This window comes from Butyrivibrio sp. (assembly GCF_017433805.1).
GTDB lineage: Bacteria > Bacillota > Clostridia > Lachnospirales > Lachnospiraceae > Butyrivibrio.
Window position 1 is genome coordinate 17624 of sequence record NZ_JAFRGN010000015.1, and the last position, 23967, is coordinate 41590.

The 23967-nt window shown below is 42.5% G+C and carries 14 protein-coding genes; 12 read left to right on the forward strand and 2 right to left on the reverse strand.

Features of this window, described 5'->3' with window-relative positions:
• Positions 1 to 20: 20 nt before the first annotated feature.
• From IJI01_RS05640 to IJI01_RS05675, 8 genes are all read left to right on the forward strand, one after another.
• The gene (locus IJI01_RS05640; RefSeq protein WP_292187115.1) at positions 21 to 905 is read left to right on the forward strand and encodes a LysR family transcriptional regulator; all 885 of its coding nucleotides are present in this window, start codon (positions 21 to 23) and stop codon (positions 903 to 905) included.
• 291 nt (positions 906 to 1196) lie between these two features.
• Complete coding sequence (locus tag IJI01_RS05645; protein ID WP_292187118.1) at positions 1197 to 1682, forward strand: hypothetical protein; 486 nt, start codon at positions 1197 to 1199, stop codon at positions 1680 to 1682.
• A 40-nt stretch (positions 1683 to 1722) separates the two neighbouring features.
• The gene (locus IJI01_RS05650; RefSeq protein WP_292187121.1) at positions 1723 to 2310 is read left to right on the forward strand and encodes a TetR/AcrR family transcriptional regulator; all 588 of its coding nucleotides are present in this window, start codon (positions 1723 to 1725) and stop codon (positions 2308 to 2310) included.
• Positions 2311 to 2375: 65 nt separating this feature from the next.
• Positions 2376 to 6182, forward strand: a complete 3807-nt coding sequence (locus tag IJI01_RS05655) for a phosphoribosylformylglycinamidine synthase (protein WP_292187124.1) — start codon at positions 2376 to 2378, stop codon at positions 6180 to 6182.
• Between the two features lie 281 nt (positions 6183 to 6463).
• Complete coding sequence (locus IJI01_RS05660) at positions 6464 to 7669, forward strand: carbamoyl phosphate synthase small subunit (RefSeq protein WP_292187127.1); 1206 nt, start codon at positions 6464 to 6466, stop codon at positions 7667 to 7669.
• 1 nt (position 7670) lies between these two features.
• A complete protein-coding gene (gene carB / locus IJI01_RS05665; RefSeq protein WP_292187130.1) occupies positions 7671 to 10937 on the forward strand; it encodes a carbamoyl-phosphate synthase large subunit in 3267 nt (1088 codons plus the stop codon).
• A gap of 170 nt (positions 10938 to 11107) precedes the next feature.
• A complete protein-coding gene (locus IJI01_RS05670) occupies positions 11108 to 13552 on the forward strand; it encodes a methyl-accepting chemotaxis protein (RefSeq protein ID WP_292187135.1) in 2445 nt (814 codons plus the stop codon).
• Positions 13553 to 13713: 161 nt separating this feature from the next.
• The gene (locus IJI01_RS05675; RefSeq protein WP_292187138.1) at positions 13714 to 15810 is read left to right on the forward strand and encodes a PTS sugar transporter subunit IIC/EAL domain-containing protein; all 2097 of its coding nucleotides are present in this window, start codon (positions 13714 to 13716) and stop codon (positions 15808 to 15810) included.
• A 57-nt stretch (positions 15811 to 15867) separates the two neighbouring features.
• Here IJI01_RS05675 and hflX read toward each other — a convergent pair whose 3' ends face one another.
• Positions 15868 to 17202, reverse strand: a complete 1335-nt coding sequence (hflX, locus tag IJI01_RS05680; RefSeq protein WP_292187141.1) for a GTPase HflX — start codon at positions 17200 to 17202, stop codon at positions 15868 to 15870.
• Positions 17203 to 17204: 2 nt separating this feature from the next.
• Complete coding sequence (gene asnA, locus IJI01_RS05685) at positions 17205 to 18215, reverse strand: aspartate--ammonia ligase (protein ID WP_292187143.1); 1011 nt, start codon at positions 18213 to 18215, stop codon at positions 17205 to 17207.
• 299 nt (positions 18216 to 18514) lie between these two features.
• Here asnA and IJI01_RS05690 point away from each other — a divergent pair, with 299 nt between their 5' ends.
• The 4 genes from IJI01_RS05690 to IJI01_RS05705 all read left to right on the forward strand — a co-directional run bounded on the left by IJI01_RS05690 (position 18515) and on the right by IJI01_RS05705 (position 23819).
• Entirely contained in the window at positions 18515 to 18751 is a 237-nt protein-coding gene (locus IJI01_RS05690) for an HPr family phosphocarrier protein (RefSeq protein WP_292187145.1), read from the forward strand.
• A gap of 111 nt (positions 18752 to 18862) precedes the next feature.
• Positions 18863 to 21325: an ATP-dependent DNA helicase gene (locus tag IJI01_RS05695; RefSeq protein WP_292187149.1), complete on the forward strand. Its 2463-nt coding sequence runs from the start codon at positions 18863 to 18865 to the stop codon at positions 21323 to 21325.
• A gap of 533 nt (positions 21326 to 21858) precedes the next feature.
• Positions 21859 to 23493 carry a tetratricopeptide repeat-containing diguanylate cyclase gene (locus IJI01_RS05700; RefSeq protein ID WP_292187158.1) on the forward strand — a complete coding sequence of 545 codons (1635 nt, stop codon included), beginning with the start codon at positions 21859 to 21861 and terminating at the stop codon, positions 23491 to 23493.
• A gap of 188 nt (positions 23494 to 23681) precedes the next feature.
• Entirely contained in the window at positions 23682 to 23819 is a 138-nt protein-coding gene (locus IJI01_RS05705; RefSeq protein WP_292187161.1) for a hypothetical protein, read from the forward strand.
• The last annotated feature ends 148 nt before the right edge of the window (positions 23820 to 23967 follow it).

The following is a 23967-nucleotide window of genomic DNA, read 5'->3' on the forward strand; positions in this document are numbered from 1 at the left end:
ATCTGCGTCAGGGAGAAGATATGGTTGAGAATTTTGAGTACTACAAGGTTTTTTATTATGTCGGTAAGCTGGGTAGCATAACAGGTGCAGCCAAAGAGCTGTCTATTTCTCAGCCAGCTGTCACCCAGTCTGTTCATCAGCTTGAGAAGGCACTTGGCTGTTCTCTTTTCCAGAGAACGTCTCGTGGTATGAAATTTACCAGCGAGGGAGAGCTTCTGTATAGATATGTAGAAAGAGGCTACGAGCAGATAGAGCTTGGTGAGCAGCGCCTTCGCCAGATGCAGCATCTTGACGCCGGAGAAGTCAGGATCGGAGCCAGTGACATGACGCTAAGATTCTTTCTTTTGCCATTTCTTGAGAAATTCCATGAACTGTATCCTGGAATCAAGGTTACAGTAACTAACGGACCGACTCCTGAAACCCTTGAATATCTCGAGGATGACAAGATTGATTTTGGCGTTATTTCTACGCCTTTTAATGAAAAAGAGAATTACAATTTCTTCCGCGTTTCTTCTATAGAAGATACATTTGTGGCAGGAAGAAGATTTATTCAATATAAGAATAAGATGCTGGATTTTTCTGATCTCCAGAATATCCCACTTATTCTTCTTGAGAGTAACTCCAGTACCAGAAACTATATCAATAACTTTTTGAAATCTCACGGAGTAGATATACAGCCTGAGTTTGAGCTATCTACCAGTGACATGATAGTTCAGTTTGCCCTTAGAAACCTTGGAGTTGGCTGTGTTGTTAAGAGCTTTGCCCAGGAGTACCTTGATAGCGGCGTTTTATTCGAGCTGCGTTTTAATTCGGTCCTTCCTAAAAGAGATATCTGCGTTATTACAGATGAGACAAGGCCGTTATCCATCGCGGCGTCCAAGCTGGTGGAACTAATCAGGTCATGATGTATGAGTGATATACGAATTGCTACATGACTAACGTCATTTTCGCAATTCTACATACAGTCGGAAACCGCAAATTTACTCCGTAAATTGCTATTTCCTCATGTCTGTTCGGGTCAATAATTTAAAATGCTATACATGCAAGCATGTAGCATTTTAAATTTTGACACCTTTATCACTCAAATTAGTTCTGTACAATTCGATACCTACTTGCTATAATTTATCAAGAACTTGAGAAAAAAGTGACAGATGGGTTTTGAAAACGGCTGTAAGCCAGAATAGGAGCGGCTTTCAATGAGTTTTGAAAATGACAACAATGTCAACGAGAACAGTGTTGAGGATATCGTTTCGAGATACAGACCAGAAGTTTCTAAGTTAGTTCCATATTTGAGATGGCTTCAAGAGAATGTCAAAGTAGAGGTGGCTTCAAGTTACAGTAACAGCGACCTCAAATCCATGCCGTTTCCGGTTTATGATTCTAATCTTCTCGCCTTTGTTAAGGCAGCGCAGGCAACTAATTTGCTTGATCGCAACTATGTTTATGTTTATTCCAGAAATCATTTGAATACAGCCAAGGATGAGCTTCTTTATATAAATGATGCTCAGATTACTGATATGGATGACCTGGCAGGAATCCTGTCCAAGTACATTCTAACTGGTATGACCAAGGGCTCCGTTTGGGCAGAGGGAGTCCGTAACGGAGTTCTGTATAACGTAGTTAAGAAGATGGATGATTTGTGCAGATTTTGGGAGAAAGCGTCAGATAGGCCGCTGGCTTAAACTGACGATATAATTACGATTTCATATTTTGGGAGGAGTAATGGGAGAGAAGTCCACACAGAAGAGGAAATACATTCTGGAGAAGGCCAGAACTGTTTTTTCCGAAAAAGGTTATAAGAACGTAACTATGAAGGACATTGTTGATGCCTGTGACATCAGTCGCGGGGGTCTTTATCTCTATTTTTCCAGCACAGCAGAAATTTTCATGGCAGTTCTTGCCGATGAACACGATGAGGATGACGAAGAGGCAGTAGTGGCAGCGCTTTCCGGCGATGCTTCCGCTGGCGATATGCTTGCTCTTTTCCTCAAGGAGCAGAAAAAAGAAATTCTCAGAAAGAAAAACAATCTCACTGTAGCCACTTATGAATATTTTTCCGTTCATAAAGTTTCGGCTAAAGATAATCCACTTAAAAATCAATTCGATACAGCGGTTACCATTATTCAGAAATTAATTGAAAATGGTGTCGAGAATGATGAGTTTTATTGCGAGAACCCTCTTGGCTGTGCCCGCAATTTAATGTACGTGGTGGAAGGACTCAAAATCATGTCCAAGACTTGTTCTATTACAGAAGAAGCCATTGATAGAGAATTAATGTATGTATTAGAGGGATTAGTGCCCGAAGAATGAAGTGCTTAATGAATTATATTAAGCACTTTTTCGATATAAAGAACTATTAGGAAAGAGGAGAAGTTATGAGCACTGTAAGACGAATCTACGTAGAAAAAAAGGAACCTTACGCAGGTAAAGCCAGGGAGCTTCGCCATGAGATTTCAGGCTACCTTGGAATCAAAGGGGTTGAGAAGGTTAGAATCTTCATCAGATACGATGTAGAAAACGTATCAGACGAAGTATTTGAGAAGGCTGTAGGCACTGTATTTTCTGAGCCTCCAGTAGACATACTCTACAGAGAGAATATTGAAATCCCAGAGGGAGCCAAGGTTTTCAGCATCGAAGCACTTCCAGGACAGTTTGATCAGAGAGCAGATTCAGCTGAGCAGTGCGTTCGCTTTATCAAGGGCGACGAGGAGCCAGTTATCAGAACTGCTGTAACTTACATGCTCATTGGAAATATCACAGACGAAGAGCTTGCTAAGATCAAGGACTATACAATGAACCCGGTTGATTCACGTATAGCTGCTGATACTAAGCCAGAAACTCTTGTTGAGACTTATGATGACCCTGAGGATGTCAAGATCTTCGATGGCTTCAAGGATATGCCAGAGGCTGACCTCAAGGCACTTTACAACTCACTTGGTCTTGCTATGACCTTCAATGATTTCAAGTGGATTCAGCAGTACTTCAGAGGTGACGAGAAGCGTGATCCATCAATGACAGAGATCAGAGTTCTTGATACTTACTGGTCAGATCACTGCCGTCATACTACTTTTGGAACTGAGTTAAAAGACATCTCTTTTGAGGACGGATTCTATGCTGAGCCAATCAAGGCTTCCTTCGAAGACTACCTCGCTGCAAGAGAAGCTCTTTATACAACAGATGATAAGAAAAAAGAGAAATTCATCTCCCTCATGGACATCGCTCTTATGGGAATGAAGAAGCTTAAGAAAGATGGCAAGCTCACAGACATGGAAGAGTCTGAGGAGAACAATGCTTGTACAGTAGTTGTTCCAGTTGAAGTTGACTACGGCAATGGTCCTGTAACAGAGAACTGGCTTGTATTCTTCAAGAATGAGACACATAACCATCCTACAGAGATCGAGCCTTTCGGTGGCGCTGCTACATGTCTTGGTGGAGCTATCAGAGATCCTCTTTCAGGAAGAGGTTATGTATACCAGGCTATGCGTGTAACAGGCGCAGCAGATCCTACAGTTCCAGTTGCTGAGACAATGAAGGGCAAGCTCTCACAGAAGAAGCTCGTAAGAGGCGCTGCAAGTGGATATTCATCTTATGGTAACCAGATTGGTCTTGCTACAGGATATGTAAAAGAGGTTTATCACCCAGGCTATGTTGCCAAGAGAATGGAGATTGGTGCGGTTATGGGTGCCGCTCCACAGGAGCATGTTATTAGAGAAAGTGCTGACCCAGGAGATATCATTATCCTCCTTGGTGGCAGAACAGGTAGAGATGGCTGCGGCGGAGCAACAGGTTCTTCCAAGGCTCATGACAGCAAGTCACTTACAAGCTGTGGTGCAGAGGTTCAGAAGGGTAATGCTCCTACAGAGCGTAAGCTTCAGAGACTCTTTAGAAGACCAGAAGTAAGTGAGCTTATCAAGAAGTGTAACGACTTTGGCGCAGGCGGAGTTTCAGTAGCAATCGGTGAGCTTGCTCCAGGTCTTGATATCAACCTTGACCTCGTTCCTAAGAAATACGCAGGTCTCGATGGTACAGAGCTTGCTATCTCTGAGTCACAGGAGAGAATGGCAGTTGTTGTTGCACCTAAGGATGCTGAGCAGTTCCTTGCTTATGCAGCAGAGGAGAACCTCGAGGCTGTTAAGGTTGCAGTTGTAACAGAAGAGCCAAGACTTGTCCTTAACTGGAGAGGCAACAAGATCGTAGACATCAAGAGATCCTTCCTTGATACAAACGGCGCACATCAGGAGACTACAGTTAAGGTAGAAGCTCCTGTAGCAGATGATAACTACTTTAATAAGATAGCAAGTACTGAGGTTGCTGATGCTCTTAATAAGGGCGATGTTAAGGCAGCTCTTAACGCTGAGCTTTCAGACCTCAATGTATGTTCACAGAAAGGCCTTGTTGAGATGTTCGACTCCTCAATCGGAGCAGGCTCAGTTCTCATGCCTTATGGCGGTAAGTACCAGCTTACAGAGACACAGGCAATGGTAGCTAAGCTTCCAGTTCTCGCAGGCAAGACTGATACAGTTACAATGATGAGCTACGGCTTTGATCCATATCTTTCAAGCTGGAGCCCATACCACGGTGCAGCCTATGCAGTAACAGAGTCTGTTGCAAGAATCGTAGCAACAGGTGGTGATTACAAGAACCTGCACTTCACATTCCAGGAGTACTTCAAGAGAATGACTGAGGATCCTGCAAGATGGAGCCAGCCACTTACAGCACTTCTCGGAGCCTTCGATGCTCAGATGAAGTTCGGCATTGCTTCAATCGGTGGTAAGGACTCAATGTCCGGATCCTTTAACGAGATAAATGTTCCTCCAACACTTGTTTCTTTCGCTGTAGATGTAGCTAAGCAGTCAGATGTAGTTACACCTGAGCTTAAAAAGAGCGGAAACAAGCTGGTTCAGTTTAAGATTGCCAAGGACAAGTATGACCTTCCAGATTATGACAAGGTAATGAAACTCTACGGTGAGATCACAGAGCTCATGAGAAAGGGCGCTATCGTATCTGCATACGCTGAGGACTGCTATGGTCTTGCAGCTGCTCTTTGCAAGATGTCTTTTGGTAACGGACTTGGAGTTAAGATTGCAGATTCAGTTGAGGCAAAAGAGCTGTTTACAAATGACATTGCTGATATCGTTGCTGAGGTTGCAGCTGACAAGCTCGCTGATGCACTTAAGGTAGAGGGTGCAAGAGAGATCGGTGAAGTAACAGACGCTCCTGTATTCGCAGTAGGAAGCGTAGAGCTTTCAATGGACGAAGCCCTTGCTTCATGGAAGAACAAGCTTGAGAAGGTATTCCACTCAACAGTTAATGAAGAAAAGACAGCTGTTAAGTCAGATCTTTTCAAGGCTGAGAGCATTCACGTCTGCAAGAACAAGGTTGCTAAGCCTACAGTATTTATCCCGGTATTCCCAGGAACAAACTGTGAGTACGACAGTGCAGAGGCCTTCAGAAGAGCTGGCGCTGATGTAAATATCAAGATCTTTAGAAACAGAAATGCAAGCGATATTACAGAATCTGTAGCAGAGTTTAGGAAAGCAATTGAGAATGCACAGATCATTATGTTCCCAGGCGGCTTCTCAGCAGGTGATGAGCCAGATGGAAGTGCTAAGTTCTTTGCAACAGCCTTCCAGAACGAGGAGATCAAGGCAGCAGTTGAGAGCCTTCTCCACGACAGAGACGGTCTTGCACTTGGTATCTGTAATGGATTCCAGGCTATGATCAAGCTTGGCCTTGTACCTAACGGAACAATCACAGGTCAGACTGCAGATTCACCTACACTGACCTTTAACACAATCGGAAGACATATCTCCAAGATGGCAACAATCAAGGTTGTATCCAACAATTCACCTTGGCTTGCACAGGCTGAGCTTGGCGGAGTTTACACAAACCCTGCTTCTCACGGTGAAGGAAGATTCGTTGCACCTGAGGATGTTCTTGATAAGCTCTTTGCAAATGGTCAGATCGCAACACAGTACTGCGACCTTGATGGCAATGTGACTATGGACGATGAGTGGAACATCAACGGCTCCTACAGAGCAGTTGAGGGTATCCTTTCACCTGATGGAAGATGTCTTGGTAAGATGGCTCACTCAGAGCGTCGCGGCGACGGCGTAGCAATCAACATCTACGGCGAGCAGGATCTGCGCATCTTTGAGAGTGGAGTAGCATACTTTAAGTAATTCAGGTTTTGCGCCTGAGCTATAAAAAAGCTACTTAGAGCATGATTTATATGTCTTTTTTCAGGAAAAAATAGTGCAAAAGCATATAAAAGATAGCCAAAAGCAACTTTTTATATGCTTTTCACTAAGAAATAAGTGGTGCAAAAACGTATAAAATCACTGATATAAAGGGATTTATACGTTCGGAGGCTTAAGAAAGCTAGTCAAAAGACATATAAAAGAGTGATGATTGATCACTTTTATAGCTATAGATAGTTTTGTAAGTTAATTATGGAGGAGTAATGAAAGCACGATTGATATTGGAAGACGGCACAGTCTTCACTGGAAAACACATCGGCGCCGACAAGGATGTTGTGAGCGAGATAGTATTCAACACTTCCATGGCAGGCTATACGGAGGTCTTTACAGACCCATCCTACGCTGGCCAGGCAGTTTGCATGACATATCCACTTATAGGCAACTACGGTGTATGCCTTGACGATATGGAATCTGAGCGTCCATGGGTGGATGCAATCATTGTTAGAGAGTTATCTCACGTAGCATCCAATTTCAGGTGCGATATGACAATTCAGGAATTCATGGACAAGTACGAGATTCCTGGAATCGAGGGAATAGATACAAGAGCCCTTGTAAGACTCCTTCGCGAAAAGGGAACCATGAACGGATACATCACAACCAACGAGAATATCCGCTTTGAGGACATCCAGGACAAGCTCCACGCATATACAACAGGCTACGTAGTAAGTAAGGTTTCATGTAAAGAGAAGAAGTTCCAAAAGGGCGTAGCTGACCTTTCAGAGAACGGACCTCTTTCAGGCAGTGCATCTTTTAACAAGGAAGACTATGCTGCATCTCTTAAGGGAGATCTCAGTAAGAGAGAAAAAAGACCTGCAATAGTCAAGGAATTAAATGGTGCAGGCCTTAAGGTTGCCCTCCTTGACCTTGGTGCCAAAAAGAACATCGCTGATTCCCTTGCAGCAAGAGGATGCGATGTAACAATATATCCTTTTGATACAAGCGCTGAGGAGATTCTTCGCGACAAGCCAGATGGAATCATGCTCTCAAACGGCCCTGGAGACCCAAAAGACTGCAGAGGCGTGATTGAAGAGATCAAGAAGCTCTATGCGTCAGAAACTCCAATCTTTGCAATTTGCCTTGGACATCAGCTCATGGCTCTTGCTACTGGCGCTGATACCTTCAAGATGAAGTACGGCCACAGAGGCGGAAATCATCCGGTAAAAGACCTTTCAAACGGCAGAGTTTATATCTCATCCCAGAACCATGGCTATGTAGTAGACATGGACAAGCTTGATAAAAAGGTAGCTGAGCCAGCTTTCATAAATGTAAATGATGGAACAAACGAAGGCCTTGCTTATGTTGGCAAGAACATCTTTACTGTTCAGTTCCATCCAGAAGCATGCCCTGGACCACAGGACAGCAGCTACTTGTTTGATAGATTTATTTGCATGATGCGCGAGGTGAAGTAATATGCCCAAGAATAAAGACGTTAAAAAGGTTCTGGTAATCGGTTCGGGACCTATAGTTATAGGACAGGCTGCGGAGTTCGACTACGCTGGAACTCAGGCCTGCAGATCCCTTAAGGAAGAGGGAATTGAGGTAGTACTGGTAAACTCCAACCCAGCTACCATCATGACTGACAAGGATATCGCTGATGAGGTTTATATCGAGCCTCTTACAGTCAAGGTCCTCGAGCAGATCATAGAAAAAGAAAAACCTGATTCAATCCTCCCAACCCTTGGTGGTCAGGCAGGACTTAATCTTGGTATGGAGCTTGATGAATCTGGCTTCCTTAAATCCCATGGAGTTAAGCTTCTTGGAACAACAGCTGAGACCATCAGAAAGGCTGAGGATCGTCAGGAATTCAAAGATACTATGGAGAAGATCGGTGAGCCTTGTGCAGCTTCTCTCGTAGTACATAACGTAGAAGACGGTGTTGCTTTTGCCAACAAGATTGGATACCCTGTAGTACTCAGACCAGCCTTTACCCTTGGCGGATCAGGCGGTGGTATTGCCTACAACGCAGCTCAGTGTGTAGAAATCCTCGAGAACGGCCTCAGACTTTCAAGAGCCAATGAGGTTCTTGTTGAGAGATGTATTGCAGGCTGGAAGGAAATCGAGTACGAGGTAATGCGTGATAGCCTCGGCAACTGCATCACAGTTTGTAATATGGAAAACATCGATCCTGTAGGTGTTCATACAGGAGATTCAATAGTAGTAGCTCCTTCTCAGACTCTTTCTGATAAGGAATACCAGATGCTCAGAAGTGCAGCTCTTAACATCATCGATGAGCTGCAGATCACAGGTGGATGTAACGTTCAGTTCGCTCTCCACCCAACAAGCTTTGAGTACTGCGTAATCGAGGTTAACCCAAGAGTTAGCCGTTCATCAGCTCTTGCAAGTAAGGCAACAGGTTACCCTATTGCCAAGGTTGCAGCCAAGATTGCTCTTGGATACACACTTGATGAGATCAAGAACGCTATTACAGGTAAGACCTACGCAAGCTTTGAGCCAACCCTTGACTACTGCGTAGTTAAGTTCCCAAGGCTTCCATTCGATAAGTTCATCACAGCCAAGAGAACTCTTACAACTCAGATGAAGGCTACTGGAGAGGTTATGAGTATCTGCACCAACTTTGAGGGTGCAATGATGAAGGCTATCCGAAGCCTTGAGCAGCATGTTGACTGCCTTACAAGCTACGATTTCTCAGACCTTGATGATGACGAGCTCATCGACAGACTCAAAATAGTAGATGACCAGAGAATCTGGGTTATCGCAGAGGCTCTCAGACGTGGTATTAGCCACGATGAGATTCATGACATCACTATGATCGACCTGTGGTTCATCGATAAGCTTCACACCCTGGTCAAGATGGAACTTAAGCTCCTTCGCTGCGGTGAGAAGAATACAGCAGGTAAGACAGGAACACTTGAGGATGCCAAGAAGGTGATCAGCTTTGACACCATGCTGGAAGCTAAGCGCCTTGAGTATCCAGATACAGTTATCAGCAGACTTACAAGATTCCCTGCAAGCGTGTTAAAAGAGCTTAGGGATTTCTACAACATACATGCAACCTTCAAGATCGTAGATACCTGCGCAGCAGAGTTTGCGGCTGAGACACCATACTACTATTCAGTTTATAACGGTCCGGATTCAGAGGATGAAGCTGCACTTAAGACAACAACAGATAAAAAGAAGATATTAGTCCTTGGTTCAGGCCCTATCAGAATCGGTCAGGGTATCGAGTTCGATTACTGCTCAGTACATGCGACCTGGGCTTTCAAGAAAGAGGGTTACGAAACTATCATTATCAATAACAACCCTGAGACAGTAAGTACTGACTTTGATATTGCTGATAAGCTCTACTTCGAGCCACTTACAGCAGAGAATGTTGAGAACATTGTTCGCCTTGAGAAGCCAGACGGAGCAGTTGTTCAGTTTGGTGGACAGACAGCAATTAAGCTTACTCAGGATCTCATGAAGATGGGAGTCAAGATCTACGGTACAGATGCCAAGGATGTTGATGCAGCAGAAGATAGAGAGATCTTTGACCAGATCCTTGAGGAGACTCAGATAAAGCGCGCTCAGGGAGCTACAGTATACACAGCTGAGGAAGCTAAGGAAGTTGCTAATCGTCTGGGATACCCTGTACTTGTAAGACCTTCCTACGTACTTGGTGGTCAGGGCATGCAGATAGCTCTTTCCGATGAAGAGATAGAGGAGTTCATGAACATCATCAATAGATATGCTCAGGATCACCCTATCCTTGTAGATAAGTATCTTCAGGGTGTTGAGACAGAAGTTGATGCCGTATGCGACGGAGAGGATATCGTTATTCCAGGTATCATGGAGCATATCGAGAGATCAGGAATTCACTCAGGTGACTCCATCTCTGTATATCCTGCCCAGTCTCTTTCAGACAAGGTAAAAGAGACAATCGCAGAATACACCAGAAGACTTGCCAAGGCTCTTCATGTTATCGGACTTATTAATGTTCAGTTCATTGCAGTAGGAGATGAGGTTTACATCATCGAGGCCAACCCAAGATCATCCCGTACTGTTCCTTATATCAGTAAGGTTACAGGTATTCCTATTGTAGACCTTGCAGCTCAGGTAATGATGGGTAAGAAGCTTAAGGACCTTGGCTACAAGCCGGGACTTCAGCCAGAAGCTGGCTATGTTGCTATCAAGATGCCAGTATTCTCCTTTGAGAAGATCAGAGGAGCTGAGATCAGCCTTGGCCCTGAGATGAAGAGTACAGGTGAGTGCCTCGGAATCAGTAAGAGCTTTGATGAAGCGCTCTATAAGGCATTCCTTGGAGCAGGAATCAACCTTCCTAAGTACAAGCAGATGATCATCACTGTTAAGGATGCTGATAAGGGTGAAGTGATCGACATAGCAAGACGTTACAAGAAGCTTGGATACATCATCTATGCTACGAGATCAACAGCTGATACTCTTAACGAGAACGGTGTATCAGCAAGGAAGATCAACCGTCTCAGCCAGGAATCACCAACAGTCATCGACCTTATCCTTGGTCACAAGATTGACCTTGTAATTGATACTCCTACTCAGGGACGTGACAAGACTCGTGACGGCTTCATAATCCGTAGAACAGCTATCGAGACAGGTGTTAATGTTATCACAGCTCTCGATACAGCAAGAGCCCTTGTAACCAGCCTTGAGAGCGCAAGTACTGAGGAACAGCTCACTCTGGTTGATATAGCCAAGTTATAATGGCAAAAGCAGCAAATATTTATTCATGATTTAATATCTTTTGCGTACAATCTAATTTAGAAAAATATAAGAAAAACTTGAATTTCTATTAATTGTTTTGCCTACTAATAAACGCTACAATGTGTATAAATATACACGGTGTAGCGTTTATTTTTGTGAGGTGAAAGCTAATGAAGGGTAAATTTTATCAATCAGTTAAAGGCAAGATCCTGATGATGGGTGTGCTTGGAATAGCAGCAGCCGTAGTTATAGGCGCTGTTGGTGTTACTTCCATAAATCAAAATGGTGATAACAGCGAAGTTGTTTCACTGGTAAATGAGATCAATATTTTGCAGGCTCAGAATCTGGCTAATGATGCACTTTATCAGTATTATGTTGATGAAAAATATCTCGAGGCTTCTCTTTCTAACCTGGAGCAGATGGATCAGAAGGCACAGCAGCTCAAAAAGCTTGCAGGGCCTGGATATCAGAGCTCTATAGATTCTATCATTGCCAATGTAGAGCAGATGACAGCGAACTTTGGTGAAATTAAAAGGCTTCACACAGATCGTGGCTATGATCCTTCAAAAGGAAAATATCAGGAATTCATAAGCGCCAGTGATGACCTTTCAGCAAGCTTTGGGAGCCTTGTAAATAATAACAACTGGATTGAGATTCACTGGATAGATGCGACCTTTGGAGAAGGTGGTACGCCTGTTAATGTAGATGGCAAAGAATACACGAAGATGATCTATGACTATCCTCTTCCAAATGCAGGAAAGCGTAATAGTCTTATTCAGCGTGTGGGCGGAACTTTCACCTACAAGGGTGATTATTATATCAAGAACCTTAAGCTCAAAAATGGAGCAGATGTGTTAGATCTCGATCTCAGTACAATTGAGCTTACTGAACAGTCAGGTGATGGTCTTGTAAGTGCCGAGATAACTGATTTTGGTGGACAAAAAGCCATTAAAGTTACAGCCAAATATGATGAAGAGCACCAGAGCTGGGAAGAAGTTTCAACTACACTTAATGTAGTGGATTATGATATGGACAAGTATCCAGATCTGGAGTACGAGCTCTATATCGATCCATCTATCATCACTCCTGGCGTTGCATATAAATACGGCGGTGCTATTTCCGGTGTTTACGGATTTGCTTCAAGATTAACAGACCTGGATAGCCTTACAAGTGCCTACAGTAAACTTGTTGTAGAGGGAAAAGATGTAACAGCGAGCCTTGCGGAAATAGAAGCTCTTTTTGCAGAAATAGAGACCAATATTCCTAAGTACACAACAGATCCTTCTCTTGCAGAAGCTTCTCTTGGATTCTTAAGTGCCAAGAAGGCTATATTTGATGAGATCAAGGCAACAGATGCTCAGACACTGACTATTAAGGCGGATAACCAGAATATAAATACTGCACTTGGCGAGCTGTGTTCAAGCGTTCAGACTAAGGCAGTTACAGAGATGAATGCAGTCAGAACAAGCGTTACTATCATCATTTTTGTAGTTCTTATTGCCAGCCTTGTTGTTCTTACACTGATCCTTTTACGCATCAGTCTTGGAATCAATAAAAGCGTTAATTCATTCCAGTCAGCTATCGAGGAGATTGCGGCAGGTAAGATTTCTTCAAGAGCAGATGATTCAGGACATGATGAATTTGCTTCTTTTGCAACCAGCCTTAACGGCTTTCTTGATACACTGGAAGGTACAGTTGATAAGGTAAAAGATATGAGTAATATCCTGTCAGATACCGGCGTCAATCTGGAAGAAAGTGCCACCAAGACCAAACAGGTTGCAGGCGAGATCAGCCAGACAATTGAGGAAATCTCTAAGGGTGCTGGAGAACAGGCCAAAGATATCGAGACATCATCTCAGAAGGTTGTAGATATCAGAAGTAACATTCAGCAGATTCTTGATAGCGTTTCAAATCTGTCCGGCAAATCTGAAGACATGAGTAAAGACGGAAAAGAAGCTAATGCCAATATGGATAATCTAACCAGATCCAGTGATTCGACAACTGAGGCATTTACGAGGATTGTTGAGCAGGTTCGTAAGACAGATGATTCTGTCAGCAAGATTCAGGAAGCAGTTACTCTTATAGCATCTGTGGCAGATCAGATCAATCTTTTGTCACTTAATGCCAGCATTGAGGCCGCAAGAGCGGGAGAAGCCGGAAAAGGCTTCGCGGTTGTAGCAAGTGAGATTTCTACTCTTGCAGACCAGACCAATGAGTCTACCAAGATTATTGAGGATATCATCCATAACCTTACAGAAGAGTCAAACAGAACAGTAGAAACCATCAATGAAGTGACAGAGCTTATCGAAGAGCAAAAGAATAATATTGATTCTACAAGCAGCATATTTGTAAATGTCAGCTCGGGTATCGACTTTACCAAAGAGGCTGTTGTTGATGTACTTGACCAGGCCAAATCCTGCGACAGCTCAGGAGAAACTGTGGTTGATCTTATGACCAATCTGTCGGCTATATCTCAGGAAAATGCAGCTTCAGCAGAAACTACATCAACATCCATGAATGAGCTTAACAAAGAGACACAGAGACTTGCAGATACTTCTGCAGAATTAAAGAGCTTTGCTGACGAACTCAAAGAAGATCTTGAGTTTTTCAAATAAGTAGCAATGTAACCCTCCTTAAAAAAATAGAGCCAAAGTTTGAAATAGTTATTATTATTTTAAACTTTGGCTCTATTTCTATACCAAAGCTGTACGAAATATTGTATAATTCATTTAGCGTGTTAAAGCGTAATATTTTGTTGGGGATGTTAGGAGGGGTGATGAAAACTCGCGTTTGGAAAAAGGCGATTACCATAGGCCGCGCAATCAAGCTAAGTCTGGCTATGATCATTCCAATTCTTTTCATAGGAAGTATGATGGTTATGCTAAATGGATTTCCGGTTTTGGCATATCAGCACTTTTTGGACGTTTTCCTTGGAGGGGCACTGCGCGATATCATAATGCTATTACAGCAGACTACAGTTGGAATTCTTGCTGTTTATATGACAGTTGCCCTGAGCCTATGCTACGTAAACCAGACAGTAGAAGAGCAGACACTGGTTTACAGATTTGGAAGTGTTCTTGGTTCAGTCACAGGCTTCTTTATCCTTGTGGGCTTTTTCTCAGATGTAAAAGACTTTACGCTTCTAGGTGGACAAGGTGTTTTCAGTGCTCTTTTGGCAGGAATATTTGGGCCAATTCTTTTCCAGAAGTTCTCCAGATTATATAGCAAAAGAAATTTCGTCTTCACAGATGGTGCTGATGCTGAATTCAATGCAGCAATTCGTGTTATATCCCCATTTTTTTCAGTGATTATATGTTTTGCAGTATTCAATTATCTTATAACTCAGATTTTTGCTGTTAATAGCGTTCAGCATCTTTTCATGAAAGCCATGGATGCAATCTTCTTAAAGATGCAGAGGTCCTATTCAAGTGGACTTTTATTCATAGTTCTTATCAGCTTCATGTGGTGCTTTGGAATCCACGGTAACAACGTCCTCAATCAGGTTGCAGAGGATATGTTTGTTACAATCATTCCAGGACAGATTGTATCCAAGAGCTTTATCGATGCATTTGTAAATATGGGAGGAACAGGCTGTACATTAGGACTTATGTTTGCAATGATGCTTTTTGGAAAACGTAACTCCACCAAAAAGCTTTCACATATGGCCTTTTTCCCAAGTGTATTTAACATTGGAGAGCTCCTTGTATTTGGATTCCCGATTATTTACAATCCGTTTATGCTGGTACCATTTATAGTTGCTCCAATCCTGTCCTATACGAATGCATATCTTTTGACCAGGGTAGGATTTCTGCCAGAGGTCACAACGACAGTGGTTTGGACGACACCAGCGCTTATGAGTGGATATATAGCAACAGGATCAGTTCGTGGAATCATAGTGCAGGTTCTCAACATCCTGTTATCCATGGGGTGCTATGCGCCATTTGTTGTGATGTATGAGCAGAAATCACTTAATGAGTGCGCCACAACGCTCAATGAGCTCATGGGCATTCTCAAAAAGAGTGAGGAGACTAATGAAGAAGTGGCTCTTTTGGAGTGTAAAGGAAATGTTGGAAGGCTGGCCAAGCTCCTGGCTACTGACCTTAGATTGTCAATTGCACAAGCCAATGCTGATACAGACAGTGACGACCTTGAGAGCCCACTCCTGATGGGCTATCAGCCACAGTTTGATAACACTGGCAGATGTATTGGAGCGGAGGCGCTGCTTCGCTGGAAGCACACAAGATACGGCGTAATATATCCGCCGCTGGTTGTTCATCTTGCCAAGGAGAGCGGTGATCTCTATGACCTTGAGACCTTTATCCTGGAGAAAGCAATACGAGATGCTAAGTCATTTAGAGAGCACTTCGGAGAAGACTTTAAACTTAGCGTGAACACTACTGTTAATACACTCTATGACAAGAGATTTGTTTCTTTTTTGCAGGATATGTCTGAGAAATATCAGATTGTAAAAGGAAATATATGTATCGAGATTACAGAAGAAACGGAGCTTGTGACAACTAAGGAGACCGGAGATCTCATTAAGAAACTCAAGTCCTTTGGTTATACCTTTGCACTTGATGATTTCAGCATGGGACACACGTCACTACAGTATTTGCAGCATAATCAGTTTGACCTTGTTAAGCTTGATGGCAATCTTATCAGCTCAATCATTTCCAACGATCGAACCAAGGGAATTGTCAACTCAATCGTATATCTGTCTAAATCCCTTGATTTTAAGGTGCTTGCTGAATTCGTAGAGACTAATGAGCAAAAAGAGGCACTGGAGCAGATCGGATGCGTAGTGTATCAGGGATATCTGTACAGTCCTGCAATAGACAAGGATTCCCTCATAGCTATGGGAAAAGCAGTTTAGAAATTGCGATAATAAAGAAACGAGCATACTCAGTGTTAACTGGGTATGCTCGTATTTTTAGTCATTAACGATCATATGTGCATATCTTCCTGCCTCAGAAGCACTCAGCATGGCTGAGATTTTGATGCCTTCTGGCAGATATTCAGTGGCTTTGACTTTACCTGCTTCGTTTAGCATGTTTAAAACGCCGCCCTCAGAATAGGGGAGAAGTAGATCAAACTGAGTATCCTCCTGACCAAGCTTTCTCTCGATCAGCTCTATCAGCGCATCAAGGCTGTCCTGATTCTTGGCACAGATATAGGCTCTGTCATCGATGGTGCGAGGCACGTCCATGACCAGCTGATCATTGTCGCGCTGCTCCTGCTGAACCAAGTCAGATTTGTTGAATACATAGATGATCGGAATATCACCAGCGCCGATCTCAGCCAGTGTATCTCTTGTGACATCCATGTGAAATCTATATTCCGGATCAGAAAAATCTATAATTTCCAACAATATATCAGCATACTTGGCCTCTTCCAGTGTGGAGCGGAAAGCCTTAACCAGAGAATGTGGCAGTTCGCTGATAAATCCAACGGTATCCGTTAAAAGAAAAGGTCTATGGCCAGGTGCTGCAATCTTACGCACAGAGGTATCAAGTGTGGCAAACAACATATCTTTTTCCAAAACCTGCTTGTCCTCTGAAGCTTCGCCTCCATATAGACGAAGGAGATTGTTCATAATGGTAGATTTGCCAGCGTTGGTGTAGCCAACCAGAGATACCTTGGGCGTGCCGGAATTAATACGTTTACCACGCTGTGTATCTCTTTCTTTTTCTACAGCCTCAAGTTCTCGTCTAAGTTCAGCCATTCTGTGCTCAATACGTCTTCTGTCCAGCTCAAGCTGTTTCTCACCTGAACCCTTGTTGGAGAGTCTGCCGCTACCACCGCCCTGACGGGAAAGAGAGCTTCTCATGCCTACAAGTCTTGGTAACATATACTGAAGCTGAGCGTATTCAACCTGAAGTCTTGATTCTCTTGTCTTGGCACGCTTTGCAAAGATCTGCAGAATAAGTCCGGTTCTATCGATAACTTCGGTATCAAGAATCTTCTCAAGGTTTCTGATCTGCATAGGAGAGATGTCATCGTTGAAAATGATGATATCTGCATCGAACACATCTATTGAGTTCCTGATCTCATCGACCTTACCACTACCAACATAGGTACTCCTGTCGGGAGTTGGAAGATTCTGTGTGAAAGTTCCTGCAACCTTTATGTCCAGAGCCTTTGTCAGCTCTTTTAATTCATGCATTGATCTCTCGAACTCGTCATCGGTCTTATTGGTATTAAGACCCACCAGAATCGCTCTGGTTTCTACTACATCTTCTACAATCTGATGAATAACATTTTTCATAATTACAGTAAATTAATTCCGTTCTTGGAAGCTTCTGCTACCATCTCTTCAGGCCAGATAGAGCACTGAACCTCACCGATGTGAGCTTTTCTCAGGAAGAACATGCAAATTCTGGACTGGCCGATTCCACCACCGATTGTGTATGGAAGCTCCTTGTCAAGAATAGCCTTCTGGAATGGAAGCTGAGCTCTCTCTGTGCAACCAGCCTTCTCGAGCTGAGTCTTGAGTGATTCCTCATCAACTCTTATGCCCATACTGGATAACTCAAGAGCAATATCAAGAATAGGATAGTAAACAATAATATCTGCATTAAGCTGCCAGTCATCATAGTCTGGAGCTCTGCCGTCGTGTTTGTCGCCTGAAGCGAGCTCATCACCGATCTGCATGATGCAAACTGCACCCTTTGCCTTGGCAATGTAGTATTCGCGCTCCTTAGGTGTGTTATCTGGGAACATATCTTCAAGCTCCTGAGTTGTGATGAAGAAAATATCATCAGGAAGGAGCTCTTCTATATAATCGTACTGGATAGACATGAATTTCTCTGTCTTGCGAAGAACCTTGTATACATCGCGAACAGTAGCCTTAAGGAAGTCCATGTTACGATCTTCCTTGCGGATGACCTTCTCCCAATCCCACTGATCTACGAATATTGAATGAATATTGTCAGGAACCTCGTCTCTTCTGATAGCATTCATATCAGTATAAAGACCTTCACCAACATTAAAGCCATATTTCTTAAGAGCAAATCTCTTCCACTTGGCAAGAGAGTGAACAACCTCTGCAGGACGCTGATTCTCATTGAGAATATCGAACGCAACTGGACGCTCAACACCATTAAGATTATCATTAAGACCTGACTCTGGTGTTACAAATAAAGGTGCTGTTACACGCTGAAGATTAAGTCTTGTGGACAGCATTCCCTGGAAAAAGTCTTTTACTGTTTTGATGCCGACCTGAGTATCATGAAGATCCAGAGCGGACTCATAGTTCTTGGGGATTTTAAGGTTCTCCATTTTTAGTACTCCAATTCTTAAAAATTTACTTATTACATATTAAAACCAGGCTATCTATAATGCAAGAATTTTATCAGCTTTTTTTACATATAAATGTCGAAAAACCGCATGAACAAAGACGTATGTAACCGATTACAAAAAGTTCGGGTTTTCGTCACAGTTTCGTCACAAAAACCTATTTACAAAAACGTTTTCGTTCTGTATATTACTGAGATAGCTTATGACAGTTTTACGTTTTTTATTTCACAGCCAGAGGTAGTTGTTTCCGGGATTTAGTATTGTCCCAAGGAGGTTTTTATATGTTAGGAAATGTAATTAAGAAGAATATTATGTTACAGCCAACACAGGTTCAGGATTTTGTAAATGAAGCTACTAAGTGTGACTTTGACGTTGATATATATTACAACAGATATGTAGTAGATGCTAAGTCTATCTTAGGCGTATTTGGTCTTGATCTTACCAGGACTCTTACAGTAGAGTATCAGGGTGTTAACGAGCAGTTTGAGAAGTTCCTGAACGGACTTGCAGTAGCATAATAAATATCAAGTGAATAAGTTATTAGGACTTATGGCCTCCGCGGATTTCTGCGGGGGCTTTTTTATGCGTACTTATGCCTTACGTGGTACAATATCACAGTGGAGGCACATATGACGATTACGATTTCAGTCCGCGGCCTTGTAGAGTTCATACTTCGTAGCGGCAATATAGATAACAGAATACAGCAGGCACCGGCTGATGCGATGCAGGAGGGCGGTAGGATTCACCGCATGATCCAGAAGAGCATGGGGCCTGATTATCATGCAGAGGTGCCACTTGTCTACATCCACCATACAGACAATTATGACCTTCTCCTAGAAGGCAGAGCAGATGGCATTCTGGATAAATATATAGATGATAAAGATGCTTACGACGCCCAGGAGAGCTTTATTGATAAGCCCAAACCAGCGCCACTTATAGATGAGATCAAGGGTACCTACAGAGACCTTAGGAAAATGGAGGTACCTGTGGATGTTCATCTCGCCCAGGCCAAGTGCTATGCGGCTATGTACTGCAAGGAGAGACATTGCCCCAATATCAATGTTCGAATGAGCTACTGCAACATTGATACTGAGGATATGAAGTATTTCGATTTTTCTTTTACCTATGAAGAGATAGTAAAGTGGTTCGATGACCTTATCCAGATGTATCTCAAGTGGTCGGACTTTGAATTTGCCTGGTCTTCCACCAGAACCACCTCTATTAAAACAGTTCAATTTCCATTCCCATACAGAGACGGACAAAAAGACCTGGCGGCAGCAGTCTACAGGACTATTGTTCATGGTAAAAAACTGTTCCTCGAGGCACCAACAGGTACGGGAAAGACCATAACAACAGTATTCCCTACAGTTAAGGCAATTGGAGAGGGCAAGATCAGTAAGCTCTTTTACCTGACAGCCAAGACTATCACAAGGACAGTGGCAGAGGAAGCCTTTGCAACACTTAGAAGTGCTCAGAATCTCAGGTTTAAGACTGTTACCATAACTGCCAGAGACAAGATCTGTTTTATAGATGAAAAAGAAAGAAGCTGCAATCCTGAGGCCTGCCCATATGCCAAGGGACACTATGACAGGATAAATGACGCTATTTATGATCTTCTGACAAGCGAGGACTCTTTTGACAGGGATAAGATCGTAGAATATGCGCAGAAGCATCAGGTATGTCCTTTTGAAATGTCACTGGATATGAGCCTTTGGGCGGACGGCGTTATCTGCGACTATAACTATGTCTTTGACCCATTCGTGTACCTTAGAAGGTTCTTTGCAGAGGGCAAAAAGAAGGACTATGTTTTCCTGGTAGATGAGACCCATAACCTTCTGGACAGAGGAAGGGATATGTATAGTGCAGTCCTTCGAAAAGAGAGCTTTTTGGAGCTTAAGAGCTCCATTAAGGAGTTTCATCCAAGTATTGCTGGGCACCTTGATAAGTGTAATAAAGCGATGCTGGAGCTTAAAAGAAACTGCGATGGATGCACGGTGCTGACAAGTATAGATAGTGTGATAAACCCTCTTAACAGGCTTGCAGGAATCATTTCTGAGTATCTTGAGGACCATTCTGAGGGCCCTTGCAGAGATGAGATTCTGGAGTTTTATTTTGATGTGTCAAGGTTTCTTACTATTTACGATCTGGTGGATGACCACTACGTCATGTATAGCGAGTTTTCTGAAGATGGAAGCTTTTTACTGCGCCTTGCCTGTGCTGATCCATCAAGGAATCTTGCTGCATGCATGGAAAGAGGACGATCATCAATACTGTTTTCAGCTACTCTTTTGCCTATTCAGTATTACAAAAAGCTTCTTGGCGGAACGGAAGAAGACTACGAGATTTATGCCAAGTCAATCTTTGATCCTGTGAGGCTTGGAGTGTACCTTGGCGTTGACGTAACCAGTAAATACTCAGAGAGAAGCCCTCAGCAGTATTACAACATAGCTACCTACATAGATAGCGTGGTTAAATCCAGAAGCGGAAATTACCTTATATTTTTCCCGTCACATCAGTTTCTTGAGGAAGTTCTATACGTATATGAAGAGGAATTCCTTGATGAAGAAAACACTGAGCTTTTGGTTCAGAGGGATTATATGAGCGAGGAGGCCAGAGAAGCCTTCCTTGACAGGTTTTCCACAGGGAATAATATTGACCTTTCAGAAGTTATCCACATGGATCTGGAAATAGTCGAGGACAAGAATGTTCTGGGCTTTTGTGTCATGGGTGGAATCTTCAGTGAAGGTATTGATCTTAAATACGACAGCCTTATTGGCGTTATTGTTGTTGGAACAGGAATTCCGCTTGTTTGTAATGAAAGGGAAATTCTTAGGGAATACTTTGAAAAAGCAGGTTTTGACGGCTTTGACTACGCCTATAGATTCCCTGGAATGAACAAGGTTTTGCAGGCGGCTGGACGAGTTATCAGGACAGAAGAGGATAAAGGTGTTGTTACTTTGTTGGATAATCGTTTCACGCTGGCTAGTTACAGATCTCTTTTTCCAAGGGAGTGGAAGGGTTACAAAAACGTAACGACCAAAACAGTCAAAAATGAGATAACCCAGTTCTGGTCGGAAAAATCAGGTGACTAAGGGATTAAAAATTACAAAAATCGCTAAAAATGTTCTGATTTGGTCAACATAAATCAAATGATAAATAATTTATGTCAACCATGAAAAATACTAAGTTGTATCAATTGTACGAACAATAATGCGTTTTTTAGAAAAAATGATGAAAAAGTTTTTGGAAACTGACGGCTGTGTCATGTGGATAACTCTGTGGAAATTGGGGATTAGTTAAAAAATGTGAAAGCAAACCCCAGTAAAATAGCGGCTTTGCAAGTAGTGGTAAAATGAACTAATAAACGAGCAAAAATAATCACATGACCAATTAGGTCAATGTATATATGTAAACCACAATAAAACGTGACATATGCGTCATAAAAATCCTTGAAACGCAGCATTCATGCATGTTTCACATAGGAATAGCCTATTCATCAATATATTATTTTTCTTGAAATAGATTAGTTTATTGATGTACAATTGTATTTACCTTCAAAAATTTACGTTTATATGAAAATACTTTGTGGATAACTTTTGCAGGGTGGAGTAATTGGGGGCACTATATGAACATTAATGATTACGATAGAGAGATACAGACTCTTAATAGTGAGATGATGCTTGCTAGATCTTCTATGTCCAGCAGCTATATAGGAATATGTAATCGACTTGTTCGTGCTGCCAAGCGTCTTGATGACAACAATCTTGTTGGCTATGCCTATTATTATCTGGCTGATGCGTATTATCTTCTGAGTACAGATTATCGCAAATTCAGCACTAATCTCCTTAAGGCAATTGAATATTTACAGCTGGAGGGCGATGTTGAGCATCTTGCAAGGTGCTATAACCTTCTTGGAATAGACTCTCTGAATCATGGTAACTATGAGCTTGCAATTGATTTCTTTTTAAATGGAATCAGTTATTGTGAGAATCTGCCAGAAAGTGGTGTTCCAGGATTTATGCTCTTTAATATTGGACATGTCTACTACAGATTCGGGGATGTTAAGACAGCTCTTTCTTATATTAGATCTGCTTACAAGCATATCAGACGCAACCGTAAAGAGAGTCTGTATTACAGAAACATTCTTTATTGCTACTGTTTTGAGGCTGATTGCTACATAAATCTTGGTAAGCCGGATTCTGTTCGCAAATGTCTGGAATCCATGGATAAGCTTGCTAATTATCAGGAATTCAATGAGGAATATCTGCTTGGCCTTCCGATTCTCGACACTAAGATGCGCGCTTATTATTACCTTGGGGATAAGAAGCGATTCGAGTACTATTTCAAAATGCTAAATGATCTTATCTGCGACAAGAAGTTTTCACTTGATGATATGGAGGATGTGTATAACACTGCCAGATTCTATCTCCATATAGGAAAAGAAAAAGATGCTATCAATGTAGCGCATATCACAGAGGATGTTCTTGAGGATCTGAACATAGCCAATTTAAGGCTTAATCATGCTAAGCTTCGCTGTGAGATTTATGAGAGAGTAGAGGATCCGGGCGCTAAGCTCAAAGCACTTGAGGATTTCTACAGATATACTCTTGAATTTGAAAAAGAGAAAATGGTCAACTACAAGTTTTTTGCTGCAATGAGGACCAAGCTCTCTACAGTGGAAAAAGAAAATGATAAGCTCATGAGACAGGCTGAGACGGATCAGCTTACTGGCCTTGGCAACAGATATGGTCTGAACAGATATGCTGAGACTGCCTTTGAGAAAGCCTTTAAAAGAGGTCACTATCTGGCAGTTGAGCTTCTTGATGTTGATAACTTTAAACACTTCAATGACAAATATGGCCATCAGATGGGAGATCAGTGCCTTAAACATATTTCAAAGGCTATTACAGACATGTGCGAGCATAATAAGGAAATTCATGCCTTCAGGTATGGCGGCGACGAATTCATTATTATATATGAAAATATGAATGACGATAAGGTTCTTGATCATGCCACCAGGCTTCGAGATAAGGTAAAAGAGATGCCACTGGATTTCGGAGATGCCAAAAAGGGAGTAACTATCAGTATTTCACAGGGTATCAGGAACTCTGTTCCGCAGGAGACTACCAAGCTCTGGGATTACATGTATGCTGCGGATAATGCTCTTTATCAGGTCAAGGAGCATTGCAAAGGAGAGGTGGCCCTTATCCATAATGCTGTGATTTCCCAGAAGTCGCTTGATGAAGTTAAGCATGGCTGAGAAAAAGAACGGAGTATTCTGTTTATATCTTGACATAATTTTTTATAACTAATATAGTAATTTGTAATTAAAACATTAAAGGTTGTGAGAAAGAGGAGTACATATCTTTTCAGAGTCTAAAGAGAAGATACCTGCATTGTAGCTTGTGGTTATCAGGGCGTTGCGATGCATGCTGAGAGGTATCGGCGATGGAGATGTGGAAGGTAGCTTTTGAACCGGACACCCAGAACGGGACTGATTTAGTGGTTCCCATAAGTGTCCCCGCGTCATCTGCGTTAGAGGATGAGAGCATAATCCATTTATATGGAATAGTGCTTGCTGAGTGATAAATCAAGGTGGTACCGCGTATATTACGCCCTTGGTAGCTTAATGGCTGCCAGGGGCTTTTCTTGTGTAGAACACTTGCTGAGGTGTTTTCGAAGCTAGTGTGAACCACTTCCGGACACTTAATGAGGCGCAAGCCGAATTTAGTGA